The sequence below is a fragment of the Ruegeria sp. AF7 genome (genome assembly GCF_056541885.1).
This window is the reverse complement of the sequence record NZ_JBQFYX010000018.1, coordinates 23,120-48,609: the sequence shown is the minus strand read 5'-3', so window position 1 is coordinate 48,609 and position 25,490 is coordinate 23,120. Positions and strand designations below refer to the sequence as shown.

22 protein-coding genes are annotated in these 25,490 nt (G+C 55.1%); 13 read left to right on the top strand and 9 right to left on the bottom strand.

The genetic code is table 11. The features are described from left to right. Positions 1-5 precede the first annotated feature (5 nt). From ACR0AP_RS18230 to ACR0AP_RS18215, 4 genes are all read right to left on the bottom strand, one after another. Positions 6-227 (bottom strand): MAPEG family protein, encoded by a 222-nt coding sequence (locus ACR0AP_RS18230; RefSeq protein ID WP_209505989.1) that lies wholly within the window; start codon positions 225-227, stop codon positions 6-8. Positions 228-251: 24 nt separating this feature from the next. Next, positions 252-638, bottom strand: a complete 387-nt coding sequence (locus ACR0AP_RS18225; RefSeq protein WP_209598843.1) for a VOC family protein — start codon at positions 636-638, stop codon at positions 252-254. Between the two features lie 68 nt (positions 639-706). After that, on the bottom strand, positions 707-1,942 hold the full coding sequence (locus ACR0AP_RS18220) for an RNA polymerase sigma factor (RefSeq protein ID WP_480508435.1): 1,236 nt from the start codon (positions 1,940-1,942) through the stop codon (positions 707-709). Between the two features lie 3 nt (positions 1,943-1,945). Continuing rightward, a complete protein-coding gene (locus ACR0AP_RS18215; protein WP_480483831.1) occupies positions 1,946-2,317 on the bottom strand; it encodes a YciI family protein in 372 nt (123 codons plus the stop codon). 293 nt (positions 2,318-2,610) lie between these two features. On the opposite strand from ACR0AP_RS18215, the gene ACR0AP_RS18210 reads away from it, so the two are divergent. Further along, positions 2,611-4,764, top strand: coding sequence for a HEAT repeat domain-containing protein (locus ACR0AP_RS18210; protein WP_480508433.1), 2,154 nt, complete (start codon positions 2,611-2,613; stop codon positions 4,762-4,764). Between the two features lie 99 nt (positions 4,765-4,863). On the opposite strand, the gene ACR0AP_RS18205 is transcribed toward ACR0AP_RS18210, so the two are convergent. Further along, positions 4,864-5,769 (bottom strand): LysR substrate-binding domain-containing protein, encoded by a 906-nt coding sequence (locus ACR0AP_RS18205; protein ID WP_209598847.1) that lies wholly within the window; start codon positions 5,767-5,769, stop codon positions 4,864-4,866. Between the two features lie 177 nt (positions 5,770-5,946). Between ACR0AP_RS18205 and ugpB the strand changes: the two genes are divergently transcribed. The 5 genes from ugpB (at position 5,947) to ACR0AP_RS18180 (ending at position 11,053) form a co-directional block, all read left to right on the top strand. Next, the gene (gene ugpB, locus ACR0AP_RS18200) at positions 5,947-7,257 is read left to right on the top strand and encodes a sn-glycerol-3-phosphate ABC transporter substrate-binding protein UgpB (RefSeq protein ID WP_480508431.1); all 1,311 of its coding nucleotides are present in this window, start codon (positions 5,947-5,949) and stop codon (positions 7,255-7,257) included. Positions 7,258-7,320: 63 nt separating this feature from the next. Beyond that, positions 7,321-8,202: a sn-glycerol-3-phosphate ABC transporter permease UgpA gene (ugpA, locus tag ACR0AP_RS18195; protein WP_209505975.1), complete on the top strand. Its 882-nt coding sequence runs from the start codon at positions 7,321-7,323 to the stop codon at positions 8,200-8,202. Positions 8,203-8,222: 20 nt separating this feature from the next. Further along, on the top strand, positions 8,223-9,059 hold the full coding sequence (ugpE, locus tag ACR0AP_RS18190; RefSeq protein WP_209506351.1) for a sn-glycerol-3-phosphate ABC transporter permease UgpE: 837 nt from the start codon (positions 8,223-8,225) through the stop codon (positions 9,057-9,059). Between the two features lie 3 nt (positions 9,060-9,062). After that, complete coding sequence (gene ugpC, locus ACR0AP_RS18185) at positions 9,063-10,118, top strand: sn-glycerol-3-phosphate ABC transporter ATP-binding protein UgpC (protein ID WP_480508429.1); 1,056 nt, start codon at positions 9,063-9,065, stop codon at positions 10,116-10,118. Then, on the top strand, positions 10,118-11,053 hold the full coding sequence (locus ACR0AP_RS18180) for a glycerophosphodiester phosphodiesterase family protein (protein WP_480508427.1): 936 nt from the start codon (positions 10,118-10,120) through the stop codon (positions 11,051-11,053). The genes ugpC and ACR0AP_RS18180 overlap by 1 nt, the downstream gene beginning before the upstream one ends. A gap of 73 nt (positions 11,054-11,126) precedes the next feature. Here the strand turns inward: ACR0AP_RS18180 and ACR0AP_RS18175 are convergent, their stop codons facing one another. Both ACR0AP_RS18175 and ACR0AP_RS18170 read right to left on the bottom strand, forming a co-directional pair. Beyond that, positions 11,127-12,812, bottom strand: coding sequence for a tryptophan halogenase family protein (locus ACR0AP_RS18175; protein WP_480508425.1), 1,686 nt, complete (start codon positions 12,810-12,812; stop codon positions 11,127-11,129). A gap of 73 nt (positions 12,813-12,885) precedes the next feature. Beyond that, on the bottom strand, positions 12,886-14,403 hold the full coding sequence (locus ACR0AP_RS18170; protein WP_480508423.1) for a malonate--CoA ligase: 1,518 nt from the start codon (positions 14,401-14,403) through the stop codon (positions 12,886-12,888). Positions 14,404-14,683: 280 nt separating this feature from the next. On the opposite strand from ACR0AP_RS18170, the gene ACR0AP_RS18165 reads away from it, so the two are divergent. From ACR0AP_RS18165 to ACR0AP_RS18150, 4 genes are read left to right on the top strand one after another with little or no spacing between them, the layout of a single operon-like run. Further along, positions 14,684-16,210, top strand: coding sequence for a DUF4153 domain-containing protein (locus ACR0AP_RS18165; RefSeq protein ID WP_480508421.1), 1,527 nt, complete (start codon positions 14,684-14,686; stop codon positions 16,208-16,210). Positions 16,211-16,223: 13 nt separating this feature from the next. Beyond that, entirely contained in the window at positions 16,224-16,916 is a 693-nt protein-coding gene (locus ACR0AP_RS18160; RefSeq protein WP_480487262.1) for a response regulator, read from the top strand. Next, positions 16,901-18,433 (top strand): sensor histidine kinase, encoded by a 1,533-nt coding sequence (locus ACR0AP_RS18155; protein WP_480508419.1) that lies wholly within the window; start codon positions 16,901-16,903, stop codon positions 18,431-18,433. The genes ACR0AP_RS18160 and ACR0AP_RS18155 overlap by 16 nt, the downstream gene beginning before the upstream one ends. 41 nt (positions 18,434-18,474) lie before the next feature. Continuing rightward, entirely contained in the window at positions 18,475-19,026 is a 552-nt protein-coding gene (locus ACR0AP_RS18150) for a VOC family protein (protein WP_209505961.1), read from the top strand. A gap of 111 nt (positions 19,027-19,137) precedes the next feature. Here the strand turns inward: ACR0AP_RS18150 and ACR0AP_RS18145 are convergent, their stop codons facing one another. Further along, positions 19,138-20,451, bottom strand: a complete 1,314-nt coding sequence (locus ACR0AP_RS18145) for a cytochrome-c peroxidase (protein ID WP_480508417.1) — start codon at positions 20,449-20,451, stop codon at positions 19,138-19,140. Positions 20,452-20,546: 95 nt separating this feature from the next. Between ACR0AP_RS18145 and ACR0AP_RS18140 the strand changes: the two genes are divergently transcribed. The 3 genes from ACR0AP_RS18140 to ACR0AP_RS18130 all read left to right on the top strand — a co-directional run bounded on the left by ACR0AP_RS18140 (position 20,547) and on the right by ACR0AP_RS18130 (position 23,935). Continuing rightward, positions 20,547-21,452 carry a LysR family transcriptional regulator gene (locus ACR0AP_RS18140; protein ID WP_480508415.1) on the top strand — a complete coding sequence of 302 codons (906 nt, stop codon included), beginning with the start codon at positions 20,547-20,549 and terminating at the stop codon, positions 21,450-21,452. Between the two features lie 312 nt (positions 21,453-21,764). Further along, entirely contained in the window at positions 21,765-22,301 is a 537-nt protein-coding gene (locus tag ACR0AP_RS18135) for a DUF4142 domain-containing protein (protein WP_480508413.1), read from the top strand. A 362-nt stretch (positions 22,302-22,663) separates the two neighbouring features. Next, positions 22,664-23,935, top strand: coding sequence for a caspase family protein (locus ACR0AP_RS18130; RefSeq protein WP_480508411.1), 1,272 nt, complete (start codon positions 22,664-22,666; stop codon positions 23,933-23,935). Positions 23,936-25,001: 1,066 nt separating this feature from the next. On the opposite strand, the gene ACR0AP_RS18125 is transcribed toward ACR0AP_RS18130, so the two are convergent. Beyond that, complete coding sequence (locus ACR0AP_RS18125; RefSeq protein ID WP_170337130.1) at positions 25,002-25,382, bottom strand: hypothetical protein; 381 nt, start codon at positions 25,380-25,382, stop codon at positions 25,002-25,004. Positions 25,383-25,490 lie beyond the last annotated feature (108 nt).

The following is a 25,490-nucleotide window of genomic DNA, read 5'->3' as shown; positions in this document are numbered from 1 at the left end:
CGGCATCAGCTGGATGCCTCAAGTTGCCGGTGGATCGAAGGCGCGAACGGAACATAATCGACGAAGTTTCCGTGGGGCCACATCACGCGCAAGAGCCTGTCGCCCCCATCCCATAGAGGATGGGCACCCGCCCTGAATCGACGCAGGTCAAAAGCAATCGCCAGTGGAATGCACACCCAGACTAATAACGCTGCAAAAACCTGCACGATGTGCGAATATTGTTCCATCTGAGCCCTCCTTTCAGACAGTTCTCAGGGTCTCATGCTTTCATAGGTGATCAATGCAAATCGGGCACCTTGCGGGTCGTTCAGCGTGGCCATGCGCCCGACCCCCGGCATATCCATCGCGGGTTGAAGAACTGTGGCGCCTTTGGCTTCGGCCTTTGCAACACTGGCATCCACATCGGGTACTGTGAAGAAGATCGTCCAGCTTCCACGCTCCTCCGGCATTGGTGAAAAGCCTCCGATAGCGGTCTCGCCCACAACTGCGGCTGAATAACTGGACCCATCCTGCATCGGCATATCGCTGATCGTCCAGCCCAGGACATCCTGATAAAAGGATTTGGCCTTGCTCTGATCCGGCCCAGAATGCCCGATCCATCCTGAATTTCCGACAGCCGTCATCTCAAGTATACTCATGGGTACCTCCGTTGGTTACGCCCGCCACATGCGGGTCTGACCCAAGGACGTACGAGGAGTGTGTGTTCCTACAGGCCCTCCAATTCTTTTTGACTGATTTTGATTTTTTCGTTGATCACGTCGCACTCCAACGCGGTGGGAGAAAGCGCCAACACGGTTTCAAAGGCGGAAATGGCGGCTTTATGATCCCCCGCTTCTTGCAAAAGGCCACCTCGCATCGCGTGAAACCAACGATAGTTGGGCAACTCCTGTGACAGCGGGCCCATCGCCTTTAGCGCATATTGTGGGCCGAATAGCTTGGCCTGTGCGGCAATCTGGTTGAGCCGGATCACGGGTGTCGGCTGTAATGCGTAAAGGGCGGCGTAGTGGCTTTCTATTAACGCCCAGTTGGTTTCTTTGGATGAGGCAGAACAGGCATGAGCCGCTGCGATTGCAGCCTGGATGATATAGACCCCGCGGTGGCCAGTTCGTTGGGCTTTTTGCAACAGCGATGTAGCCTCGGCGATATTCGAACGATCCCAAAGGTCACGGTTCTGATCGTCGAGAGCGACAAGCTTGCCTTCCTCGTCAATACGGGCCCGGCGCCGGGCGTGTTGAAACAACAATAACGCCAGCAGTGCGGCCTGCTCGCCCATTGCAGGGAACAATGCAACTAGAAGACGGGCAAGCCGGATCGCTTCTTTGCACAGCGTGAGTTTGATTTGCTGCGGCCCGGCCGAGGTCGACCACCCTTCGCTGAACATCAGGTAAACCATTGTCGAGACTTCGCCCAACCGGGCTTGCCTTTCAGCCGGGCTTGGCGTTTCAAAGGCGACCGGGTTATTTGCTATCTTCTTTTTGGCGCGAGTAATACGCTGCTCCATGGTCTTGGATTTGACCAGAAATCCGCTGGCAATCTCATCGACGCTCAGCCCCACGACCACCCGCAAGGCGATGGCGATCTGATCCCGCCGATCCAGTTCCGGGTGACAGCAGATGAACAGCAAGCGCAGGACATCGTCCCGCATCTCGTCAGGGTCGGGTGTTTCCGCCGGCATCGGTTGAAACTCTTCTGCGTGGCGCGACAGGATTGCCGCGCGCCGCCGGGATTTGCGTAAATCATCCAGACCCGAATTCCGGGCCGTGGCCAGAAGCCATGCCAATGGATCACGAGGTGCCCCATCCTGGGGCCAAACCGCCAAGGCTTTCAGGCAGGCGTCGGCAAAGGCCTCCTCTGCGGTGTCCAAATCCCGAAAAGCCCGCGTCAGGGCAGCAATGGCGCGCGGGCGTTGTTCAGCAAATGTGGCCTCCAGCCAGACTGACATGATCTATTCCGACGATATGGCACCCCCGGCCCAGGCCACAGGCCGAACTTCCAGCCGCGCGACCGGTGAAGAGATCAGTTTTGCATGTTCCAACGCTTCTTCAAGATCTTTGAAATCAGCGGCGTAAAACCCAAGGAAGTTTTCCTTGGTCTCGGAAAACGGGCCATCGGTGATCAGGGGGGCAGCACCTTCGGACGCCGCCGGTTCGACCATTACCGCTGACGTTGGCGGCATCAGTTTTATCGACACAAACTCTCCGCGTTCCGACAAAACCGCTTGCAGGGCGCGATGGCCTGACATCACTTCGTCCTGGCGATCTTTCGGCAATGCCTCGAACACGCCCGGTTCCCCATAAATTGTGATTGCGTAGATCATTTTCGCCTCCATGCGTTGGTCGCATTGTGCAAGGACGCGCGACGCCATGCAAATCCGACAACACGCAGAGCCGACAGATTGCCCAGACCGCTTTTGTCTGAAAACCCAGCAGTCCGGGCTTCCATTGCCATCCAGATAACAGGTCGGGGGATTTCAAAAACCGGAGCAAAACCGGTACCTTGAAAACCGGTTCCCAGAAAAATGGCTAAATGGTAGGCTGCGAGACTATGGAAAGCCGGCCAAATCGTCGATTAGCAGCCATCTTAGCCGCCGATATCGCAGGCTATTCAAGATTGGTTGGCTTGGATGAAGAAGGCACCATCGACAAGCTGCGCCGGATCCGCGCTGAAGTTATCGAGCCCTTGATCGCCGGGTATTCAGGGCGCATTGCGAACACAGCGGGTGACAGTTTTCTGATCGAATTCCCCAGCGCAGTCGATGCGGTTCGCGCCGCCGTCGAGATACAGACCGAACTGTTGAAAAGAAACTCGGATACCGAACCTGACCGCGCAATCGTTTTTCGGATCGGTTTGAATGTTGGCGATGTCGTCTCGAACGCCGACGACATCCTGGGTGATGGTGTCAACGTGGCCGCACGGCTTGAGGCGCTGGCAGAACCAGGTGGGATTATCGCCTCGCAAGCGATTGTCGGATACGCGCGCAACAAGGTGCCCTTCGCCTTTACGCCAATTGGTCCGCAATCGGTCAAGAATATTGCGGACCCTATTGAGGCGTTCCGCGTCGAAACAGATGCGTTGACCCCGGCTGTAAAGCACAAAACCAAGAAAGTTCCTCATTTCATAGTTCTGGCTGTAATCGTCGCAATAGGCGCGACAGGATTTTTCGGAGTGAAGATATGGGAAAAGGGTCAGCTGCGCGCTTCTGAGGCGCAGATGGCCTATCCTCTGCCGGATCTGCCTTCGATCGCCGTGCTTCCGTTGACGAATTTCACCAGCGACGCGTCCAACAAGATGTTGATAGATGGTGTTTCCGAGGATCTTATAACGGATTTGTCCCGCATATCTGGGTTATTTGTCATCGCCGGAAACACTTCCTTTGCATTTCGGGACCGCGACATTGATGTGGCAGGTTTTGCCGAGAAACTGGGCGTTCGCTATGTCGTCGATGGGAGTCTTAGACGTAGCGGAGAGGGTTTTCGGGTCAACATCCGCCTGACGGACACGTTGAACGGCAGATTGATCTGGGCGGAACGTTTCGACGGTGAAATCGATGAGGTCTTTGATCTGCAAAACAACATTGTACTGGCGATTGCGCACGAGTTGGATGTTCCACTGGACACAGAAAGCCGGATTGCTATCGAAAACATAGAAACTGAAAAGATCGAGGCGCGCGAAGCGTTCCAGCGCGGGTGGGAGCTTTATTCACGCTTCAATGAACAGGACAATCAGGCTGCAATTCCGCATTTTGAGCGCGCGGTCGAACTGGACCCGAATTACGCGCGAGCCTGGGCGATGTTAGCTATGGTACATTTGCGACCGCACATCTTCCACCACTGGTCAGGCTTTGCGAATGCTGACGAACAGATGCATATTGGGCTGTTCTATAAATATTACCGCGAACTGACGCATCAGGACACCTCGCTCATCCACGTCATCAGGGCAATTGTCGCTCTCAACCTTCCGGATTGGGACAGTGCCGAGGGTGTAAGTCGGGGAACGGAAGAAGCGAGACAAGAAGCCGCAAAGGCCATCGCCCTGCAACCAAGCGACCCAGAATCGCATTTGACAATGGGATGGGCTTTGATCGCGGGTGGCGAGCCAGAGGAAGGGCTGGCGTTTGTGCAGGCTGCGATGCGCCTCGACCCGGAATACCCCAGTCACTATGCGTTATTTCAAGGTGCCGCGCTGTTTGCCATGAATGATCTGACAGGCTCAGAGGCGGTCATTATGTCTGAGCTGGATAGAAACCCGCAGGCAGTTGAGTTGATGCCATTTGCGGCCTCGATCTTGGCCTTAAACGGCGACCGAAATGCCGCAAGGGCAATGATCGAACGATGGCAGAAAGGAGAGAATGAGAGTGTTCTGGATGAAGTTGTACGAGAGTATTTCTTTATCGTGCGATGGATCGGCGTGCATCAGCACTTAAACAACCGCTTGAAAAACGGCCTTCAATTGGCCGCGCTTCCGCCGAGCACCACAGTTGCAAGCCTCAAAGCTGATCTGATGCGCGGAGATGCCAAGGAACAACGTGACGCGGCTCAGTCTTTGGCGCTCTTTGGAGCTGACGCAGCCCCAGCCGTTCCGGAACTGATCATGCTGTTGGGCAGCCCTTCGGTTTTTGTCAGAAAAGAAGCCGCCAACGCATTGGGTGAAATCGGCGGGAAAGCATCCCCCGCTTTGCCTGCATTGGAAGCAGCCGCAGACGGGTCTTTGTCGGGTAGATTTGCCGCCCGAGCCATTGAACAGATACGCGGAGCCTCACAATAACGACGACTTTGGGCGTATTCGATCCCTTGGCTCCTGCTTTTTCTGGAGAGTGTTGGCTGGAAACGCGGGCAGGTATCCTTCGTCCCGGTGACCGCAGCCTCACGCAAGTGTTCTGAACGCATTCAGACTTTCGCTGAAATGCTCGATGAACTCCAGTGTTATCAAAGACGGCTGCTTCAGAACCGGGCGTACCAGCGAAAGTGTATGCGGCAAAAACGGCTTGAATGGCCTGTAGCTTAGCCCCCGGTCTGTGTAATGGACAGCGTCCAGTTCGCTGACGATTGAGACACCAACGCCTTTTATGGCCAATTCACATGCCGCCGTGAATTGCCGGACTTCGATATGAGAGTTGAGTGTAACATTGGCCTGCTGAAATGCCTTCGAAAGCCGTCCGAAAAAGTCGCTGTCGCGCCGCGTATGTATGATGTTCTCATCTGCAAGATCGGATGGCGTCACCTCCGAGAGGTTCTCAAGCGCGTGATTTTTCGGGAATACGCAAACCGTGCGCACATCGACATTTCTGCTTTCGACCCCCGGATGACCGTTAAAACCATCAGTGATTCCAAAGTCATATTGTTCGCCTACCATCCATTCCAATATCCGTTCCGGCCTGTCCGGTTCGATCGTCATGGTGACACCTGGCCGGTCTTTCAGAAAACTTGCCACAACATCCGGCAGATGGCTGGTGGCAAAACCGGGAAGGCAGGCGACGCGGATATGCCCGGCTTTTCGCTGCGTGATATTCTGACTGGCGTCTGATATCTGCTTCATCAATTCCAGAACTCGGTCCACGCTGGGTTGCAGATAGCGAACTTCCTGTGTCGGAACCAATCGGCCCTTGCGGCGATCAAAAAGTTGAAAGCCAAACGATTTTTCAAGATCCGACAGCAACCTGCTGACAGCTGGTTGGCTCACCCCCAAATCGGCGGCCGCTGCTGTGACCGAACCATTGGTGGTCACCGCCATAAGCGCTTCCAGTTGCCGAATTCTCAAAGTTTGTCTCATTGCAGACCCAGTTCCGCTTTTTCATTCACGTCTATAACATTGCATTATGTTTTTTGCCAATAAGTAGGGCTTGAATTATATTTCTGTAACGGTAACGTCGTGAAATCGTCATGTGTGTCGAATACGCGTTGCGGTCGTCACTCAACGAAGCATCAAACCTGATGCATGGGAGGAATCATGAAAAAGAATTTGCTTGGCGCTCTTGCCGTTACAACTGCCTTGTCACCCTTGGCGGCAATGGCGCAAACCGAAGTTCAATTCTGGCATGCCTTCACCGGTCGCCTTGGCGAACTTGTCAAAGCGCAGGTTGAAGAGTTCAACGCCAGTCAGGATGAGTTTGTCGTGGTCGAAAGCCACAAGGGCAACTATTCGGAAACCCTGAACGCTGGCATTGCCGCGTTCCGTGCCGGCGAACAGCCACACATCCTGATGGTTTTCGAAGTTGGCACCGCAACGATGATGTCGGCAAAAGGCGCGATCAAGCCGGTCTACGAAGTCATGGCTGAAAGTGGCGCGTCTTTTGATCCCGACGCGTATATCGGTGCGGTGAAAGGTTACTACACCACCACCGACGGAGATATGTTGTCGCTGCCGTTCAACTCTTCCACGCCGGTCTTGTGGGTCAACCGAGATGCCATGCAGGCAGCAGGCGTTGATCCCGACACCGACCTGTCGACTTGGGAAAAGGTTGGCGACGTTCTGGAGCAACTCAAAGCCGGAGGCGAGGACTGCCCGCTGGTGACGGCATGGCAAAGCTGGATACACCTGGAAAACCTGTCTGCCTATCACAACGTACCATTTGCATCGCAGGACAATGGTTTTGCCGGTCTGGACACAGAACTGATGCTGAATGGCCCGGTACAGGTCGCGCACCTGAGCGCCATGGGCGACTGGGCTAAGGATGGTAAATTCATCTATACCGGTCGCAGAAATGAAGGCGGCGCAAACTTCCGGGCGGGTGAGTGTGCCTTGTTCACCGAAAGCTCGGCCGGGTATGCCGGGATCAAAGCCGAGGCCGCGTTCGACTTTGATGTGCGTCCGCTGCCGTATTGGGAAGCGGTCACAAGCGAGCCTCAAAACACCATCATCGGCGGTGCATCCCTTTGGGTTATGGAAGGTCATGATCCCGAAGAATATAAAGGCGTTGGTGAGTTCCTGAGCTTCTTGTCCTCGTCCGACGTTCAGGCGGCATGGCACCAGAATACCGGCTATCTTCCGATTACCGCAGAAGCCGGTGAAGCGACCCGTGCGGCCGGTTTCTATGATGAAAACCCGGGCACCGATATCGCTGTGATCCAGATGACCGCGAAAGAGCCGACAGCAAACTCGAAAGGTCTGCGTCTGGGATCGTTCGATCAAATCCGCGGTATCATCGATGAGGAGCTTGAGGCCATCTGGTCCAGCGAGAAATCCGCCCAGGAAGCTATGGACAGCGCAAAAGAACGCGGTGACGCGCTTCTGCGCAGGTTCGAATCGGCAAATCAATAAACCTCTGAAATCCGGTGCGGGCTCGGCAGAGCCCGCATCCACTTTTCTCGGCGGGTCATCAGGATGGAAAAACGCGTCACATTCCGCGGCTGGCTGTTGCCATTGGCGCTGATCGCCCCACAGGTCGTCATTTCTGCCGTATTCTTCTTCTATCCCGCTGCCCAAGCTGTATGGCAGTCGCTGTTCATCCCAGATCCGTTCGGGTTGTCGTCCAAGTTCGTCGGTCTGGGCAATTTTGAATTTCTGCTAAGCGACAAGTTTTATCGCGCATCCTTCGTAACCACGGCGGTGTTTTCGACGCTTGTTACGCTCTGCTCCATGATCCCGGCCCTGTTTCTGGCAGTCATTGCAGATCGGCTGATCAAAGGATCCGGAGCTTATCGGACGCTGCTGATTTGGCCTTATGCAGTCGCTCCCGCGGTTGCAGGTGTGCTCTGGCTGTTCATGTTCAACACGCGCGTCGGTGTCGTGTCGTGGTATCTTGGACAGCTGGGCTATGACTGGAACCACGTCTTGAATGGCACCGAGGCGATGGGGCTTGTGGTTGTCGCTTCGGCCTGGGGGCGCATCAGTTATAACTTTTTGTTCTTCTTCGCCGCACTTCAGTCGGTTCCGCGGTCGGTCATCGAGGCCGCCGCGATCGATGGCGCACGGTTCTGGCGCAGGTTTTTCACGATTGTCCTGCCGTTGCTGTCACCGACAGCGTTTTTCCTGCTTGTAGTGAATGTGGTCTATGCGTTCTTTGAAACTTTCGGCGTAATCCACACAATCACCGGTGGTGGACCGCAGCAGGCCACGACCATTCTGGTCTACAAAGTCTTTTCAGACGGGTTCGTCGGTCAGGATCTAGGCTCGTCTTCGGCGCAATCGGTCATTTTGCTGATTGTCGTCGGCCTTCTGACCGTCATTCAGTTCAAGTACGTGGAAAAGAGGGTGCATTACTGATGGCAGCCCAACAGCACGGAATGGTCGAAAAGCGTGGAGCGGGTATCTGGCTGACACATGCCCTGATGATCCTTGGCGTCCTGGTCATCTTCTTTCCGATTTGGCTGGCATTTGTCGCCTCAACCGTTACCCAGCCGGAAGTTGTATCACCACCCATGCCGCTTTTGCCGGGTGATCAGTTCTGGGAGAACTACAAGGCAGCCCTGTTTTCCGGCGTGAATGTCCCCGTCGCAACGATGCTGTTCAACAGCCTTGTGATGGCCATCGGGATTGCAGTGGGCAAGATCATCATTTCACTGCTTTCGGCTTTTGCAATCGTCTATTTCCGCTTTCCCGGTCGAACAACGTTCTTTTGGCTGATCTTCCTGACCCTGATGCTGCCGGTTGAAGTGCGAATCGTTCCGACGTTCGAAGTTGTCGCCGGGTTCGGCATGCTCAACAGCTATTACGGACTGATCTTTCCGCTGATCGCCTCGGCCACGGCGACCTTCCTGTTCCGTCAGTTCTTTCTGACAATCCCGGACGAGCTGGCCGAAGCTGCGCGTGTGGATGGTGCCCGGCCGATGCGGTTTTTCATCGACATCGTCGTACCGATGAGCCGGACAAACATCGCGGCACTGTTCGTCATCCTGTTTATCTATGGGTGGAACCAGTATCTGTGGCCGCTGCTTATCACCACCGACCCTGAAATGAACACCATTGTGATGGGCATCAAGCAGATGTTCCCGTCTGGCGATGATGTGGCTGATTGGCCCGTCATTATGGCGACGTCCATTCTGGCGATGATCCCACCGGTCATCGTGGTGGTGTCGATGCAAAAGCTTTTTGTCCGCGGCCTTGTCGATAGCGAGAAGTAAGAAATGGCAACAGTAACCCTGGAGAATGTCAAAAAGAGTTTTGGCCCGACAGATGTCATACATGGCATCGACATCCACATTGAAGATGGTGAGTTCATTGTCATCGTCGGCCCTTCGGGCTGCGGAAAATCCACGCTGTTGCGGATGGTGGCAGGGCTTGAGACCGTGACTTCGGGTGAAATCCGGATTGGCGAGGAACGGGCCAACGAAAAAGAACCGATGGATCGCGACATTGCCATGGTGTTCCAGAACTATGCGCTCTACCCGCATATGTCGGTCCGGCAGAACATGGGCTATGGCCTGAAGATCGCAGGGTTGCCCAAAGCCCAGATTGATCAAAAAGTGACCGAGGCGGCCAGGCTATTGCAGCTTGAACCATTGCTGGATCGCAAACCCAGACAATTGTCAGGCGGCCAACGTCAGAGAGTGGCTATGGGTCGCGCGATTGTCCGCGAACCTGCGGTTTTCCTGTTTGACGAGCCTCTTTCGAACCTGGATGCCAAGCTTCGCGTGCAGATGCGGCTTGAGATTCGTGAGCTTCAGGAAAAACTGGGGATCACGTCGCTTTATGTAACCCACGATCAGGTTGAAGCCATGACAATGGCCGACAGGATGATCGTCATGAACGGCGGTATCGCCGAACAGGTAGGCACACCGCTAGAGGTATACGAAACACCAAGAACCCTGTTTGCGGCGCAGTTCATCGGCAGCCCCGCGATGAATGTCTTTGAGGCCCGACGTGAAAACGGAACCGTCATGATTGGTGAGGTCGCGGTTGGTTCGTCACAGGGCCCTGGTACTGCCTTCAAGCTGGGGGTACGACCCGAACATCTTTTGCTGGATGACAATGGCCCGATTGAGGCCACGATTCAGATGGCCGAGCCACTGGGGGCAAACACGTTGTTGCACGGTCAACTGACCGGCTCGGGCGATTCGATCACGATCAGCCTTCCGGGTGTGCATCCGATCGAAGGACGGCATCCGAACATGCGGTTTTCTGTGTCCTCAAACCATATACATCTGTTTGACCGCTCCACCGGTGAAAGGCTGGAAGGCTGATGGCATTCCCTCAGGTCGAGGCTTTCCGGGGCGGCTACAACCTGATCCGCATCGTAGGCCACCGGGGTGCGCGAGGTGTGTTGCCTGAAAACAGCATGATTGGCTTCGACTTTTCGCTGTCCATTGGTGTGCCGCTTCTGGAGTTTGATGTTGTCCTCACGGCTGACGACATCCCCGTCATAACCCATAATAACCGGCTGCACGCCCCCAGTTTTCGCGATGCTGACGGCCAGTTCTTGACCGGGGAAGAGCCGAAGGTTTCAACTCTGACGTTTGAGCAGATTCAGAAGTTCGATATCGGGCGGTTGGATGGGAATTCTGCCTATGGTCGGCGATTTCCAGATCAGGCGCTAATGGATGGCGTTCGCGTTCCAAGGCTGCTTGACCTGCTGGATCTGGTGAGTGACCCCCAACATAGCGATGCCTGTCTGATGCTCGAGCTCAAATCGGACCCCGATTTGGCCCATGACGCGTGCTACAGAGAGACGTTTGTCAGTCTTGTCCTGCAAGAAGTTCGTTCCAAGGCCCTGTCGTCACGCGCGGTGCTTCACAGTTTCGACTGGAATCTGTTGGAAGAATGTCAGCGGCAAGCACCGGATATGCCTTCTTCTTATCTGACCCAACTTCCCGAAAACGCCGAGGATGTTGGGGAGGATTCTTCCAAAGCAGTCTGCCCGGATTTTCGCAGCTGCGAGGGCGATATTCCGCGATTGGTCAAGCAAGCGGGCGGCTCACTGTGGTGCCCGTATTATGCGGATGTAACTGCCGAAAACGTCGAACTGGCCAAAGATTTGGGCCTTTGCGTTGCGGTCTGGACGGTCAATGACCCTGAAGATATTGCCAAGATGATCGACCTGCGTGTGGATGCCATTGTTTCTGATTATCCGGGTCGGGTTCAAAGACACTTGTCTGATCGGGGTATAAACTGGCGCTAAACCGCCCTGAAGGCCGGGGCCTGAATGCCTCGCCCTTCAGTTTATTGAATTCCTTCGTAAGGGCAGAGAACCGTTAGAACAGTTGCAAATCCTTCGCGCCGCTTTGGATTTCAGCAAAGTTCGGCATGTTCTGGATCGTAACAGGTGCGGGTTTCGTGCCCGGCATCGCAACCGTCGGTTTCGCCACGTTCGCCATTCCAAAGACCGGTTTTTCCAGCTCACCCCGGATATCGCGCAGCAGCGTTTTATGATCCGGCATCACTTTGACTATCTGCGCAAGATCCTCTTTCGCGCGCTGCATGCCTTGGAACCAGATCACTTTCTTCAACGGCCGCAAACGATCTCGTATGCCGGTACCGTAACCCGTATCATAGACCTGTTTGCCCAACAGAACCGTCTGATAAACGCGATGGTCAAACAGCGTGGCAAATTCCACATCGTGATCCATCGGCAGACGGTGCTGCCACAACTCCAGATTCTCGGCCAGCCGATCCGGTATCTTCATCTCTGTCCGCGCGTCGATCCAATAGGGATCATCCTTTCGGTTGCCCAATCGGTAGTGCAGACAGATGAATTCCAGAACCTCGTTATACAGCTTGTCCATCTGCCGGTTGTATCTTGCCCGCAGTGACGAGGCGACGTCGCGCGTCGGCAAGTGTTCTGCAAACCAGCGTACTGCGTGGTCAATCATGTGGATCGCGGTACTTTCCAACGGCTCGATAAACCCGCCTGACAGACCGATTGCCACACAATTCTTGACCCAGGCGTTGCGCACGCGCCCGACGCGCATCGGGATGATCCGCGGCGTCAAACCCTTGCCGCTGTCACCCAGCCATTCAAGATATTCGTCGGCCGCCTGATCATCCGTTCGATGCGCCGAGGAGAACACATAGCCCGTACCCACTCGATTGTAGAGCGGCACCCGCCACGTCCACCCCGCGCCCAGCGCGGTCGACCGCGTGAGGCTTTCGATTTTATTGGGATTGCGGTGTTCAACCTGCAACGCCATGGCGCGGTCATTGGGCAAATAGTCCGAATAATCCAAAAACGGCTCGCCCAGTGCCTGATTGATGATCAGGCCGCGGAACCCTGTGCAATCGATGACCATTTCGATGTCATGACGTCCTGCCCGCTCCAGCATCAGATGGCTGACGTTGCCTTGTTCATCCAGCTCGACCTTCTGTACCTCGTCCTGGATATGCTCGACGCCGCGCTTTGTGCAGACCGTGGTAAGCATACCCGCAAACTTCACCGCATCCAGATGATAGGCATAGCCAAAACGCTGTTCAAACTCGGGCTGACCCAGCTGCCGCGCGCCTTTGCACAGACGTCCCAGATGATCGTGGGGCGAGATGGACTGTGTAAAGTCCCTCTCTCCATTGCCAAAGCGCAGGAAATACTCGGCGGCGTCCAACCCTTCCAGCATCTGGCCATGGGCAAAGGGGTTCACGTAATCGATGCGTTTTCCTTTGGGGTCTTTGTTCCAGTTGCAGAACTTCACACCCAGCTTGAAGGACGCGTTTGTCTCGCGGAAAAAATCCCGTTCGGAAATGCCCGCCTGACGGAGCGTGACCGGCATGCGTGGCACCGTAGCCTCACCCACACCCACGGTCGAAATGTTGGGGCTTTCGATCAGGCAGATATGTGGTCGGTCTTTTGTTGCTGAAGTGCGTGAAAACACCATGTCCAGGATCAACGCGGTCATCCAACCTGCCGTGCCGCCACCTACGATGGTGATTTTGCGCAAACGATTGTTCATATTCTTCTGTCCCCATTGGTTTTGAGGACTATATCAAGTTTCCGACGCTTATCTAGGCTCTGCCATTATGTGCTTATGACCCAGCTTTGAACATATCCCTGTACTGGTCGCGCAAAATGTTCTTTTGGACTTTTCCCATTGTATTGCGGGGCAATTCACCCAGTTGAATAAGCGTGCGGGGATGTTTGAACCGCGCCAGGCTGTCGCGCACTGCAACCATGACCGCGTCGAGATCCGGAGACTGCCCGGGTTCCGCTACAATCAGGCCCAGCACGGTTTCACCGAAGTCGGGATGCGGCACGCCGATCACTGCGCTCTCCAGAACACCGGGGTGGCTGTCCAGAACCAGCTCAATTTCCTTGGGGTAGATATTGTAGCCACCCGAGATGATCAGGTCCTTGTTGCGCCCGACGATATGGACATACCCATCTTCGTCGACCCGTCCCAGATCACCGGTGATGAAGAACCCGTTTTCGCGCAGCTCGGCGGCCGTCTTTTCCGGCATCTGCCAATATCCCTTGAACACGTTCGGGCCACGCACTTCGATCTCACCGATTTCACCCTGCGGCAAAGGGTTACCGTCTGCATCGCATATCTTCAGTTCGACCCCCGGCAAGGGAAACCCGACCGTGCCCGCGCGACGTTCGCCGTCATAGGGGTTCGAGGTGTTCATATTGGTTTCAGTCATGCCATAGCGCTCTAGGATACGATGCCCGGTACGCTCCTGGAATTGTGTATGGGTATCCGCCAGCAATGGGGCTGAACCCGATACGAACAAGCGCATATGTTTGGTCAGCTCGCTGGTAAAACGCGCGTCTGCCAGCAGGCGCGTGTAGAAGGTCGGCACGCCCATCATCGACGTGGCGTCAGGCATCCTGTCAATGATCTGATCCGGGTCGAATTTTGGCAGCCAGATCATGCTTCCGCCGACAGCCAAAATGATATTGGTGGCCACAAACAGCCCATGCGTGTGAAAGATCGGCAGCGCGTGCAACAGAACGTCTTCCGACGTGAACCGCCACTCTTTGACCAGTGTCCGCGCATTGGACAACAGGTTGTTCTGGGTCAGCATCGCGCCTTTTGAACGTCCGGTGGTGCCCGACGTGTAAAGAAACGCCGCCAGATCCTCACCGTCCCGATCCACGGTCGCAAAGCTGTCTGGCATTGCAACCGCCAGATCCATCAGCGAGCCCGAGCCATCCGCATTCAGCGTTTCCACCCTGCCCCCAAAACGCACGGCAATCAGGGTCAGTTGGTCTTTGCTTCGGCCATCGCAGACAACAAGTGACGCGCCGCTGTTTTCGATGAAATACGTCAGTTCGTCCACGGTATAGGCGGTGTTCAGCGGCAGGAAAACCAGGCCTGCCTGCGCGCATGCCGCGTATAGCGCCAGCGCCTCAGGCGATTTATCGACCTGAGCCGCAACCCGGTCCCCGGGTTTTAGGCCCAGTTGCGTGGCCACATGGGCGATCCGGGCGGCTGTACTCAGAAAGTTTCGATAGGTGACGGTCGTCCCGTCTGTCAGGTGCAGGAAAGCCGTATCTTTGTCGGCGTGAATGCCAAACAAATCATCATAGAGAGGGTTAGCCATGTTCGATCCTCCGTTTCCCCAGCCATAACGGCGAACCGCTTCTTAGGGGAAGGTTCAACTGTGTCACACTGCGCTTTTGCTTGCAGTTCAATGCCTGATCGCGTCGCTTTTATTGCCCGGCGCGAGTTGCAGCTCGGAACCCGTGGTGGGTAATGCCTTTCACCGCCTCTGCACATTTTCTGCACGAAAGCCCCATGAAGGCTGCGGATACGTCGCGCCAAAGATGCAAGCGCCGCAGGCAATCTGCCGGGAAAGGAAACCTGCAAGCAGGAGACAGGACATGAGGCAGGAACTGACAATTCGCGGCGTGCCGGACAGCATCGTGCTGGACGCGTGGTGGCTGGGAAAGATGGACGAAGTCCCCCGATGGAGAGGCAACAGACGACAGCAGAGTGGCTCTCTGATGTCCACGCTGAAAATGCGCCATGCGATCCCGCTTCTTGCATCGCTGGTAGCGCTTGCTGATTGGTTGTTTTGGGAACAACCGCTAGGCATTTCTGTCTCAGTCTTCGCGCTGGTCTTGTCCGCCGCGATCATGGCGATGAAACCCCGGCGGGCGACTGCAACGGAATGGCTCATAGCCGCCGCATTTGCCTTGTTCACCAACCTGCCGGTGGCCATCGATTTGCAGCTTCTATCGTTATTGTTCAGCCTTGCTGGTTTGGTCAGTCTGGCCACCTGGGCGCTATTCGGTCAGGCCGTAAACGAACGTCTGCTGCTGCGCTCCGCCCTGCGCCTGCCTTCCATCGGCGCGACGCTTTTGCTGCGCGACACATGTCGCACCGCAGTGGCCGCCGATCTTGGGTCCGACAGCCGCCGCCACGCAGCCTCGCTGGCCTTGCCGCTGCTATTGGGTACGGTCTTCCTTGCCTTACTGGCCGCCGCCAATCCGGTGCTGGAAGATCTTCTGGCAGAGCTGGACCCAAGTCTTCTGTTCGAAGGGTACTTTTGGCTGCGGCTTCTGTTCTGGGGTGTTATGGCCTCGCTGCTGTGGCCGTTCCTAAACCTCAGCGATCCATGGCTGGGCGGCATTGCCCGCCCAGCCACCATGCCGAAGACAGGCCCAAGCCGGGCTGCATTTCTGATCAATCCAATCTCGGTGCGCAATTCGCTGTTGCTGTTCAACCTGATGTTCCTTGTACAAACCGTGATGGACCTTGGTATCCTGACCGGCGGTGTATCCCTGCCTCAAGGGATGAGCTATGCCGCTTATGCCCATCGGGGCGCTTATCCGCTGGTGGCGACGGCCCTGATGGCGGGCGTATTCACTCTGGTCACTCACAGCATGATCGGCGCGGACCGGACGTTGCGCATTCTGATCTATATGTGGTTGGCGCAAAACGTGTTCCTGGTGCTGACAGCTGCCATCCGGCTGCATCATTACGTCGACGCCTATGCGCTTACCTATTTGCGGGTGGCCGCCTTCATATGGATGGCGCTGGTTTTCACCGGTTTGCTGCTGATCGTGGTGCAAATCCAACGCGGCTTTGGTACAATCTGGCTTCTGCGGCGTTGTTTTGCAGCGCTTCTGGTGGTCTTGTATATCTGCAACTTTGTGAATTTCGCATCAGTCATTGCCAGCTACAATCTGAGCCACGGCAGCGCTCTGACGCAACAGGATACCGATTACATATGCAGCCTTGGTGCTGATGCTTACCCCGCTATCCGCGATCATGAAACCAGAACCGGACAGCAAGTCTGTGACGTATGGATGCGATATGATCTGAAAAAGGATGCAATCACCAACTGGCGCGAATGGGGCTTTCGGAGATGGCGAATCCAAGCCTATTATCGGCAGCAGAGTTGAAGGACCCCATTTGATGCCTGCACGCATTCTTGTTGTCGACGATGATCCGGATATCCTTGAGGTAACAAGGTTCGCGATTGAAAAGGCAGGCTATGCGCCACTTCTGGCCAGCGACGGCCTGACCGCGCTTGATACAAACCGTCAGGAAAGCCCCGATCTGATCGTGCTGGATATCGGGTTGCCCGAAAAGGATGGTCTGGAAGTATGCAGGGACATCCGCAAATCCTCGGACGTGCCGATCCTGTTCCTGACCGCCCGCGATGACGAGGTCGACCGTATCGTCGGGCTGGAGCTGGGCGCCGATGATTATCTGACGAAACCCTTTTCCCCACGCGAATTGGTGGCCCGGATCAAGGCCATTCTGAAACGCAGCGCTCCGACACCTGCCCAGCCCGATCCGGTGTTGTCGCAAGGCAGCCTGCACCTGGATGCAGAGCGTCACCTGTGCAGGTTCGCTTCAACGCCCGTGACGCTGACCGGTTCGGAATTTCGGCTGCTGGCAACTCTGATGGCCCGTCCCGACCGTGTTCTGTCAAGGGCGCAGCTGATCGATGCGCTTTACGGCTACAACATCCACGTCTCGGACCGCACCATTGACAGCCATATACGCAATGTCCGTGCCAAGCTGGCCCAGGCCGGCTGTGCCGAAGGGATCGTGACCATTCACGGTGTCGGCCTCAGGATGGGTGCATGCACGCCCGGCTGAACCGCAAATGGCGCCCCAGATTGTGGACCATCGTTCTGCTGGTGCTGGGCATTGTCCTGTGCCTGCCCTTTGCCGGGCTGATCCTGTTCCGTTTTTACGACAGTCAACTGGTGCAACAGACCGAAGAAAGCCTGCTGACACAGGCTGCGGTCATGTCAGCGGCGTATGCCGAGCTTTATGCAGATGCAGCCGGGATCAAGCCGCCCCGCCCGAGTGCAATCTCAACCGAGCACGCGGTGTTTCCATCGCTGTCGGTCAATCGCGAAACGGTTCTGCCGCCGCGCCCGGACGCGCGACCGGCAACCGTTCGACCCGGTTCGGTTTATCAGGCCATCGCCGCCCCGCTAAACCGCATCGCCAACGCCGCACAGGCGCAAACCCTTGCGGGTTACCGGATGCTGGACCTCGATGGGAACGTGTTTGCCGGTACTGCGGAAATCGGCCAAAAGCTGGGCCATGTTGACGAGGTTCGCGAGGCCCTTTCAGGGAAAACCGTCTCGGTCGCGCGCACCCGCGTGCGAGAGGATGCAACGCCTGCACTTTATACCCTCAGCCGCGGTGCCCGCGTGCGCGTTTTCGTGGCGATGCCAGTGTTCGTGGATCAGACCCTTATCGGGGCGGTTTACCTGAGCCGTACCCCGAACCATATTTTCCGCTTTCTGTACGGCGAACGTTTCAACCTTGCCAAAGCCGCGGCATTTGTTGCTTTGTCCGCGGCGCTAATCGGGTACGTGTTCTGGCGGTTCATCACCCGGCCGATCCACCTGTTGATCCAGCGCAGCCAGATGGCGGGCCATGGTGGTCAGGCATGGGAACCACCAGACCAGCTTGGCACGCGGGAAATTGCGGATCTGAGCCAGAGTTTTCAATCGCTGACGGAACGCTTGCAGGACAAGCAGGACGGATTGAAAACGTACACCGCCCATGTCACCCACGAGCTGAAGTCACCCCTCACCGCCTTGAAAGGCGCGGCAGAGCTGCTGCGCGACGATGATTTGTCACCAGCGCAGAAACACCGCCTGCTGGACACTGTGGACAAGGGCGGAAAGCGGATGGAGGATCTGCTGGCCAACATGCGCGCCTTCAGCCTGGCCGATCAGAGCGCCATTAACGGTACATGCTGTCTGAACGACATCACTGATCAGGTCGTCCAGACTTTCCCCGCGCTTGCGATCAAGACTGAGAACGATCACCTGCCCTTGCCCGTCGCGGCACCCACCCTGCACATCATATTGACACATATGCTCGAGAACGCTCAGCAACACGGCGCGCAGAATGCCGTGCTGACAGCCTATCAAAACGACGGTGTCGTCTGTCTAAGAATTGCGGATAATGGCCCCGGTATCAGTGAAGGGAACAAGGACAAGATTTTGCAGCCCTTCTTTACAACAAAAAGAGAGGCCGGTGGCACGGGTATGGGCCTGAATATTGTCAAAGCGACCATGGAAGCAATCGGTGGGCAACTCAGTGTTGTACCAAGCAATCAAGGCGCTTGTTTTCTTCTCACCTTCAACTAGCTGGGCGAGATGCAAACTTAATAAACGGGAGGGAACTCAACATGCGCAAGTTGCAGGCACAGGGCATTCACCACATCACCCTGACTGGTGCAGACCGGCAAACGTCAATAGACTTCTGGGAGGGTCTTCTCGGGTTTTCGCTTATCTTCGATCAACCCAACCTGGACGATCATTCACAGGGTCACCTGTACTTTGCCGCGGGTAACGGTCAGACGATCACGGTGTTCACCAATGAAGATCGGAAACCGTCCGGCAGTTTGCTCAGGGATCAGGTTGGCGCGGTTCATCATCTGGCCTTCGCGGTGTCCCGTTCAGTTCTCATGCAGGTCGAGGAACGGCTCGACGAGAGGGGTATCAAGCATACACCAATCAAAGATCGGGGATTCATGAACTCGATCTATTTCCACGACCCCTTGGGATTGAGGATCGAACTTGCGAGTTACCGCTTTGAGCCACCTGAAGGTGCGACTCACGGTGACGTTCTGGCCGAAGCGCACAGGCTACGCGTTGAACGCGGTGATCTTGCGATTGCTGACGTCCACCTTGCCGATGCGATCGAGAATATCGTCTCGGAGCGTACTCCACGGATGTAGCCTTCTTGTCGTTTACCCTGAGCGGTGGGCATCGCGACCCCTACAATCGAAACCGGCAAAGTCGATTGATTGATCTAACACCTCTTCAGGGGTCTTCTTCACGCAAAAGACCTAATCGGGAAGCGTGGCCGCCGTGAGTGACCGCAGGAATTCGGCAATGTCAGACACCTCTTGTCGGCTTACCGCGCGATTGGTGAACATGTCAGTATTCCGCCCTGGAATCGTGCCTTCAACGCTCGCGGCTACAATGCGAATGTCTGCCAAAGGGTCATCGCTCAGGGTGCGTCCCAACTGAGATACGGCCATAACTCTGATCGCCTCTTCCAGATCGCTTACCGAGCCATTGTGGAAATAGGGCGCGGTCAGCGCGACATTGCGCAGGGAGGGCACGCGAAACCTGCCGGGACGCTCATCAAGAACCAGATCGTATTTATCCAGATAGGGATTGCCGTCCCAAAACACCGGGAATGCTCGGTAAATCCCAAGTGGCTTTTCAGTGCCCGCCGCAGAGAACATCGGATCGACATGACAATTTCGGCAACCGATCTTGTCGAAAAGCACCAGACCACGCAAAGCTGCCTGGGAGAGCGCCTCATCCTCGCCTTTCACAAAGCGATCATAAGGCGTATCGGGCGTGACAAGTGTACGTTCGTAAGCCGCGATCGCGCGGGTGATATTGCGGATGGTAATCGAGTTTTCGCTCCGAAATGCTGCGTCAAAAAGCGGTTCGTAACGTGGGTCCTCTTTGACCCGCTCTTCAACTGCGCTGAGGGTGGGCATCGACATCTCGACCGGGTTGACGAATGGGCCTTCGGCCTGATCTTCGAGCGAGGATGCGCGCCCATCCCAGAACAGGCGGCTCAGAAACGCGGCGTTGTAAACCGTAGGCGCATTCCGATCCCCGGTTTGACCAAGATGCCCCGTCGAATAAGGGGCATTGTCGTCGCCGCCATCTGCAAGCGAGTGGCAAGAGGCGCAAGACAGATCGCGCGCAAGCGACAGGTTCTTGTCATTGAACAGGATACGGCCAAGCGCGACTTTCTCGGGGGTTGTCCGATTCCCCGATGGATCATGTGGTTTTGCGGGCAGCGCACGCCAAGTGCGAAAACCTGATGGGTTTGCCGGGACGGCGAGTTTATCCGAGGCATCTCCTGAAAAGGTGAAGAACTCCTTAGTTGTATCACGCATGGCGTTTCCGGTGGCAGCCATCGCGTGGCTGTCCGTGAGCGAAAGCACCGTCATGATAACGACCTTGATGCCGATGGCGAGCACACCCATCCCAAGCCCGCCTGAAAGCAGCAAGCGGGACGGGATCGCCAGATTGGCGCGTTTGCCAAGCTCATTGGCAACAAGCCCAAGGGCTGCAACCCCTAACAGAAACCCGACGATAAGAGTCGGCAGGGTGACACTGGATGTAAGGGTCATGGTCGCACTCCTTCCTTGATGAAATAAATAGGAGGGATTATATTTATTTTGAAATAAGTATCGTAAATGACACTGATAAAGAATTGGAATAACCAGTGAAGCTGCGCCATCTAGAGTTTGCCCGCGAGATTGCCAGAACGAAGTCCTTCAGCCATGCGGCTGAAATCTGTAATGCAACGCAACCCACTTTATCGAACGCACTTGTGCAGCTTGAAGAAGAGCTCGGGGCGAAGATTTTCCACCGGACAACCCGGGCCGTCGACCTGACCCCTTTTGGCGCCTATATCCTTCCCTATCTCGAGGCGATCCTCGACGCCCGTGACGAGATGAGCAAGGTTTGCGAAAGCTATCTCTACCCAGAGCACAAAGTTTTACGCATCGGTTTGTCACCCCTGGTCGATATGAAGCTGCTGAACGACGTGATCCAACCCTACCGCGCAGAGAATCCCGAAGTGACCATCTACTTCAAGGAATGCCTTCTGGATGATCTGTCGGGCAGGCTTTCGAATGGATCGGTCGATATCGCCATCGTTCCCCGCGACATGATCGAGCCAGGGTGGAGCCATCTAAAACTGTACAGCGATCCTCTTTACTACATCCCGAGCGATGGGGTTGATCTACCCGAAAAAGGTGTAATCGAGATTTCGATGCTGCCAGAGAGCCCAATCATCATGACTGGCGGCGGTTGCGGGTTGAACCGGTCATTGGAAATACTCTTTGCCCAGAACGCCGAGAATTTCACACCTTATCCAGGTGCAGCGATCAGCTATCCCGTGATCGAGCAATGGGCCAGTATCGGGATCGGTGCTGGCGTTTTGCCGCGCGCCAAGCTGACCACCTCGGTCGAGCATGCACATCGTTTGATCGCGCATGACGGATCATCGGCAGTATTCGAGTTTCACTGGGTTTGGAAACCAGACCTGGCGCTTACCCCACATATCTCAAAGTTTCATGACCATATGCAGCGACGTGTACCACACCTGGTGAAGGGCCGTATTTAACGGGCACTGGCAGAGGTTCGGGAAGCCTTCATAAGGTCAGTTCGTCAGGCTGATTGCGTGTTTTCCGAAAAGCATCTGAAAAGGTTGCAGCCAGAGAATGGCCTTTTTCCCTTACTTGGTACGACAACCAAGTGCGAAAAACTGAATACGGTCTGGCAACGGCGCATTTTGCGGGTCTTGTGGTCAACGGCAGTCAGTTCACCCTATATATTTGAAACATGCATGTATCTCATTTTTTATTCTAATTTCTGTATTTATGCGACCGATGCTAGCCCTAAATCATCCTTTGGTTCCAAACAGGAGAAATCAAAAATGGCCTTTGGAAGATTGGAAGCCCCCTTGATCGTAACCGCCTTGGCGATCAGTTCCACGAATGCCCTCGCAGGTGGATTGAGCGATGCCGAAGTCATCGGCATTTACGCGCAGGTGAACAGCTTCGACATAGAAACGGCTCTATTGGGTGAGTTGCGCGGACAGTCCGAAGAGGTTCGCGCGCTTGGCAGGATGGTATCGGGTGATCATTCGGGCGTGCGTGCGACAGTCCATGAAATTGCCTCGAACCTGGGAATTGTCCCGGTTCTTCCGCCATCCCGGATCCAAGCCGCAATGGATCACGACAAGGTCACAACAGCCCTGCGGGAAGCCGACCCAGCCGAATTCGACGCTCTTTACCTCAAGCATGAAATCGCGTTTCACCGCGCCGCAATTGATGCTGTGAATGACGCGCTGATCCCAGAGACCGATGCGCCCGAATTGAAGGCTCACTTCGAAGCGGTCTTGCCGGCATTCGAACATCACCTGAATGCAAACATCGAAGCAGCTAAGAAGTTAGGCGTGTCTGTAGAGTAATATATGTTGTCAGGCGGCAGGCTGAGCGATGCGTTCAGCCTGACACACTGGAAAGCCCAACCAAGCTCAACTCACAAAAGCTCGCCTGACCCTCAACCAGCAGCTTTTCACCATTCAAACTTAGGCTGGGCCCTGAGACAAATAGGGCCCAGCGCATTTTTTGCGCCTGGCCAGTTGAGATTCAACAGCGTGCCAAAACGGGCCATCAAAGCCCAAGTGAAGCAGTTGGTTTGACAACAACATCGCCCAACAACTCCATCTATGCTATACTAGATCCGGTTTCAGTGGACGATTTTGCCATGTTAACGCGCCAATTACGCCAAGGCTTCTTTGGATCGTGGGTATGTCTGAGCTTCGTTTTGATGTTCGGATTGAATGCCGCATTGGCGGAAACACCTCATGCAAAACGTGTGGCTTTGGTAATTGGAAATGCACGATATGAGCATGTGTCAAATATCCCAAACTCAGCCAATGACGCCCAGGATATCTCTGCCGCCCTCAAGAGGATTGGCTTTCATGTCACCTCCAAACAAAACCTCGACTACCGAGAATTGCGCCTGACCTTAAGAGACTTCTCTGAGGATGTGGTCGATGCCGATATGGTGTTAGTCTATTTTGCAGGTCACGGGATCGAAATCGACAATACAAATTACCTGATACCGACCAATGCCGAACTCAGAAGTGACAAGGACGTAGAATTCGAGGCAATCCGCCTGGAGACGGTGCTCAACGCCGTTTCGACTGCGAAAGGTTTGAAGCTGGTCATAGTGGATGCCTGTCGGAACAACCCGTTTGTGAGCGATATGGTTCGAACCACTGCAACCCGATCAATCGGTCAAGGGTTGGGCCGCATCGACCCCAGTGGGGTTCTTGTCGGGTATTCAGCGCGAGGCGGGACGTTGGCGCTGGATGGTGACGGTCGCAACAGCCCGTATGCAGAGGCCTTTTTGGAACATATCGAGGTACCCGGGCTGGAGCTTGGGAAAATGTTCCGGAAGGTGCGGGATACGGTTTACGAACTGACAGATGGGTATCAGGAGCCATTCACCTATGGGTCTTTGCCCGGTCATGACATTTTCCTTGTCCCAGCAGCACTCAAAGAGCCAATCAATAGTAACGATGCCACCATAGATGCTGCCAAAGCCGTTCGCCCTGTCGATGAGCGCGAGCGGTCGGCACAACGTCTTCTGGGCGAGGCCATGCAACTGGAAGACGAAAGTGCAAAGCAGGGCGCTTTGAAACTGATCGCGCAGCTTTATCCAGACACCCGCGCGGGGCAATATTCTCAACAGGTTACGGATGTGGTCGGACGCACAAAACGGAAGATTGCCACACTCGTCACCCCGAAAACGACGATTTCACCCTCTGGAACCGAAAACCGCCTTGACGCGCCTGCACCGTTGCCACGCTCGAATTCGGACATCGAGGCCAGTCTGAATCTGAACCGAAACGATTACCGGAGCATTCAACGCGGCCTGAACGCGCTTGGATTTTCAGTTGGGCCGGTGGATGGGATCTTCGGGCCTCGGTCCCGTGAAGCTCTGAAAAAGTTTCAGGGGCAAAATGGCTCGGAAAGAACCGGATACCTCACAGCACAAAGTTTTGCGGTTCTGAAAAATGTAGCAAAACCATAACCATCCGCGCAGAGCGACCAACAAACAGATCCCCATATACTGGTGGCATTGCCCAACTCGCCCCCAAACGAGAGCGCCCAAAACGCCGTCCATGGTGACTATGTTATCGAACTCAAAAGACGACCGGACCCACGTTACAATGGCGGCGAACTTGCCGACGAAAAGCCTAAAAAACGCTGCGAGTGGCGTACCGCAAATCAGCCACCGGGTTTCAACTTATTAGCGCTCAAGACAATACTGGAACCGATGCGTCGCGTCCGCAAAAGTTTCGCGCATCGCTGTCTGACAGCGGAAAACTGCGGATCTCAGGAAACGTGGGATACCTGTTTGGAAAAACCAGAGTTGTGCCATTCTCGCTCACTCAGAACTTTTCGCAGGAATTCACCAGTGGTGAAACCGTACATTCCAATCAGGGTCGGTTTGATGCTGCATTTTCTTTGATACGACAATTTCACGGCGCTGAGTAAAGTCGGAATCGGTCTAGGTGCTGGATCAAGGACGCGAGGCGAAATTGGAAAAGTTCTGTCGCCAGTGCAGAACCAATGTCGCCTTTTAGGGAAATGTGGAACGTCACTGATATTTGACTCAATCGACAGCCAAAACCTCAACAATTCTGCAAATCGCGTCATTCAATTCTGACCCAAACGTCAAGCATTTCTGACCCAATCTGAATAGCGGTCCTTCATCAACGCTGCGGCTAAGGTCTCAATAGAGCCCAAAATACAAAATGCTTCAACGCGCTTTAAGGTCAGCGATGCGCAGAAAGCAGACTTTGCAAAGTCCGGTTGACCACATTGTCCACCAAAGGCGACAGTTCTGCTTCGCGACTGGGCTATACATAGCCCTCAAAGCGTATTGTTTGCGGGACTTCAGTTGCACCGTTTTCCTGAGCGAGTAGGGCGCGTGCTGACGAAAAGGTAGCAAGCGCAAAAAGAACAAGAAGGGCCTTTATCATCGTAGCGCCTCGGATCCGGGTTTTGAACTTGGGCCGGGGTTCACAAATGATCGCCCCGGCCAGCGTCAGGGCAAACGAGGTAGTTCTTGCCCTGAAACATCGTACTTTCGCCTAATTTAGAAGATCACCGACGATGCCGACGGCATCGACCACGGTAGACAGGTCATTCGTAACTTCGAGGACTTCGTCATCGACCAGAATGTAGCGGTTTCCTTTGCCCGGCTCCCCAAGCTTCCATTTGGAAAGGTCCCCAATATCCTCGAACTCCAGGTCAGATGGGAGCTTGGCACCGCGCGTGTAGCGCTTGATCTGTCCAGGTGGTACAGCTTTTGGGCCTTTGCCGGGTTTGTCTTCTATCTGAATGCTGACATCACCGTTCTTGCCCCCCTTGTTCGGCTTTTTACCCTTGTTGTCTTTGGCATGGGCATCGCTGCCTCCAAGGATGAAAAACACAACTGCTAAGGCTGCAAGAATTCCGTATGCAATCTTCATAGATTGTTCCTTTGCTTCCCAACTTCATTCGACCGGCGTTGAAAATTCCGGCACGCGCTTGATCTCTCTTAGTTGCCCTTTGGCACACCCCTTAGTGACTGCCTTCAC